The following is a 3,535-nucleotide window of genomic DNA, read 5'->3' as shown; positions in this document are numbered from 1 at the left end:
GCCCGGCGCCGCCCACGGGCGGAACCCCCCCCACCGCTGGTAGCCGGCCTGCGGGTCGGAGGCGACGCCGCCGCCGCTGGCCCGCTCGAGGTCGAGGGCAAGGCCGTCGACGACGAGGACCAGGCGGCCGGAGAGGTTGGCGATGCGCACGGTGCTGCTCCTGTGTTCCGGTGGTGGGCCCGGCTCCGAGGCGGTCGGCCGGGCCGGCGGTTCGACCCGCGGCCGACGGTGTCCGAGGCGGCGGTGCCGGGTGGTCCGGCGCTCCCGTGTCGGCCGCGGCGCTGGTGCCACCGTAGGGCGCTATATGTGATAACAGCAAGCGTTCGGGGCACGAATTCTTCGGCCGGAGCATGGGGCGCGGTCCGGCCGCGCGCTCAGTCGGCGGCCCGGCGCAGCAGCGGAGCGAGCCGGTACGGGACCAGCGGGCGCATCACGAGCGAGGTGCTCGTGCGCTCCACCCCCGGGATCTCCAGGATCTGCCCGGCCACCCGGTACAGGTCCTCGGCGTCCACCGCCACCACCTGCACCAGGAGGTCGGTGTCACCGGACAGCCCGTGCGCCTGGACCACCTCGGGGACCGCCGCCAGCGCCCGCGCCACCTCGTCCAACCGGCGCTGGGCCACCCGGACGGTCACGAACGCGGCCAGCGGGTACCCCAGGGCCGCGGGGTCGACGCACCGCTCGAAGGAGCCGACGGCCCCGGTGCGCTCCAGCGCCGCCAGCCGCACCTGGACGGTGTTGCGGCTCAGTCCGCTCGCCTCGGCGAGCGCCACCGTGGTGGCGCGGGGGTGGTCGCAGAGCGCCACGAGCAGCCGGGCGTCGGTGGGGTCGATCCGTTCGGGGCCGGATCCGGCGCGGACCTTCCGGGGACGAGGGGGCGGTTGACTGGGCACGGTGCACGCCTTCCGGGGGTGAGGGAACGGGGTATTGGGCATTCTGCGTCATTTCGCGGCGTCTTCTTGTGCGGCGACCAGGCCGGATGGTCTCCTCGTCCGCAGCGAACCGCCCCCGGCAGAGGATCCGCCCCTGGCCGCGCGCCGCCGACCGTGACACGGCCGTGGGCCGGCCCGGAGGCACGCCGGGGAGCGCCCGGCGCGCGTCGCACGCCGCCGTGGAACGCCCCAGTCACCGCCGGCCGCACGTGCGCGCGCCGCAGGTGCCGAGCGCGAGGAGACCGTTTCGTCATGACCACCGCACCAGCCGCCCCCCGGCGGACCACGGACACGACCCCCGACGCCGCCCCCGAGGTGCTGCACGAGATCGAGGACCGCGTGCTGTGGCTGTCCAGCGCGATCGTGCACCACGCCAACCGGGTGCGCCCCAACCCGTCCGGGCTCAAGGTCGGCGGCCACCAGGCGTCCTGCGCCTCGATGGTGTCGATCATGACGACGCTGTGGTTCCGGCACCTGCGCCCCGAGGACCGCGTCTCGGTCAAGCCGCACGCCTCGCCGGTCCTGCACGCGATCAACCACCTGCTCGGCGAGCTGGACGCCTCCCACCTGCCCACCCTGCGGGCCTTCGGCGGCCTGCAGAGCTACCCGAGCCGCTCCAAGGACCCCGATCCGGTCGACTACTCCACCGGCTCGGTGGGCATCGGCGCCACCGCGACGATCTGGGGGGCCCTGGCGCGCCGGTACGCGACCGGGAGCACCGGCAGCGGCTTCGCGGGCCGGCAGTACGCACTGGTGGGCGACGCGGAGCTGGACGAGGGGGCGGTGTGGGAGGCCGTCCTGGACCCGCAGGTCGCCGACCTCGGCGAGCTGGTCTGGATCGTCGACCTCAACCGGCAGTCCCTGGACCGCGTCGTGCCGAACATCGCGGCCGACCGCCTGCGCGGCATGTTCGCCGCCGCCGGATGGCAGGTCCTCACCCTCAAGTACGGCGCCCTCCTGGAGGAGCTGTTCGCCCGCCCCGGCGGCCACGCCCTGCGGGCCCGGCTCGACGCCATGTCCAACCCCGAGTACCAGCGCCTGCTGCGCTGCCCGGCGACAGAGCTGCGCGACCGGCTGCCCGGAGCGGGCCCCGAGGGCCCGGCGATCACCGGACTGCTGGCGGAGACCGACGACGCCACCCTGCTGGCGGCGCTCCGCAACCTGGGCGGCCACGACCTGCCGGCCCTCGACGCCGCGCTGCACCAGGTGGACGACCACCGGCCCACGGTGATCCTCGCCTACACGGTCAAGGGGTACGGCCTGCCGGTCCAGGGCCACCCGCAGAACCACTCCTCCCTGCTGACGGACGACCAGATGCGGGAGCTGGCCGACCGGGTCGGCACCGACCCCGCGGACCCCTGGCGGGGCTTCGCCGCGGACTCGGCCGCCGCCCGCCTGTGCGAGCGGGCCGCGGCGCGGCTGCGCCGGGAGGCCGTCCCCGCCACGCGCCCCCCGGCCGTCCCCTCCGACATCGGACGCACGCCGACGGGCACGGCGACCACCCAGGCCGCGCTGGGACGGGCCCTGCTCGACCTGACCCGCAGCGCGCCCGGGGCCGCGCGGCGGATCGTGACGGTCAGCCCCGACGTCAGCTCGTCGACCAACCTGGGCGGATGGGTCAACAAGGTCGGCGTCTGGTCGCCCACGGAACGGGTGGACTGGTTCGCCGACGACGCCGAGACCGTCCTGCACTGGCGCGAGCGGCCGACCGGCCAGCACATCGAACTGGGCATCGCCGAGACCAACCTGGTCGGCCTGCTCGGCGAACTCGGCGCGACCTGGAGCCGCTGGGGCGAACCGCTGCTGCCCATCGGGGTGCTCTACGACCCCTTCGTCCAACGGGCCCTGGAACCCTGGTCGTTCGGCATCTACGCGGGCGGCCAGTCGATCCTGGTCGGCACCCCGTCCGGTGTCACGCTGGCCCCCGAGGGCGGGGCGCACCAGTCGATCACCACGCCGTCGCTGGGCATCGAGCAGCCCGGCTGCACGACCTGGGAGCCCGCGTTCGCCCTGGACACCGAGTGGACGCTGCTGGCCGCCCTCGCCCGCCTCGGCCGGCCCGACGGCGGCTCCGCCTACCTGCGGCTGTCCACCCGTCCCGTCGACCAGGCCCTCGCGCAGGTCCCCGCCGATCCGGCGGCCCGGGAGCGCCGCCGCCGCCAGGTCGTCGCCGGTGCCTACCCGCTGCGCAGGACTCCGGGCGCCCGGGTCACCATCGCCGCCATGGGCGCCGTGGTGACCGAGGCGCTGGCCGCCGCGGACCGCCTCCAGGGACTCGGCGTCCCGGCGGACGTGGTGTGCGTGACCAGCCCCGGACTCCTCTACCGGGCCCTCGACGCGCGGGCCGGGCACGGCGAGGCGCCCGACTGGATCCTGGACCAGGTCTTCCCGGCCGAGCGGGCCACGCCGCTGGTCACCGTCCTGGACGGACATCCGCACACCCTCGCCTTCCTCGCCAACCTCCACCGCGTCCCGTCCCGCAGGCTGGGCGTCACCCGCTTCGGGCAGTCGGGCTCGCTGGAGGAGGTCTACCGCCACCACGGGATCGACACGGACAGCATCGTCGGCGCCGCCCTCGACCTCACCGAGTGAACGGCGGTGCC

The 3,535-nt window shown here is 75.5% G+C and carries 2 protein-coding genes; one reads left to right on the top strand and one right to left on the bottom strand.

Annotated features, from left to right (window positions below; translation table 11 throughout):
- Positions 1–374: 374 nt before the first annotated feature.
- Positions 375–893 (bottom strand): Lrp/AsnC family transcriptional regulator, encoded by a 519-nt coding sequence (locus tag ACFUEL_RS37035; protein WP_380242184.1) that lies wholly within the window; start codon positions 891–893, stop codon positions 375–377.
- 291 nt (positions 894–1,184) lie between these two features.
- Between ACFUEL_RS37035 and ACFUEL_RS37030 the strand changes: the two genes are divergently transcribed.
- Positions 1,185–3,524, top strand: a complete 2,340-nt coding sequence (locus tag ACFUEL_RS37030; protein ID WP_380242182.1) for a pyruvate dehydrogenase — start codon at positions 1,185–1,187, stop codon at positions 3,522–3,524.
- Positions 3,525–3,535 lie beyond the last annotated feature (11 nt).

This window comes from Kitasatospora sp. NPDC057198, assembly GCF_042670125.1.
Taxonomy (GTDB): Bacteria; Actinomycetota; Actinomycetes; order Streptomycetales; family Streptomycetaceae; genus Kitasatospora.
The sequence above is the reverse complement of the archived record's forward strand: the minus strand, read 5'-3'. Positions and strand labels throughout refer to the sequence as shown.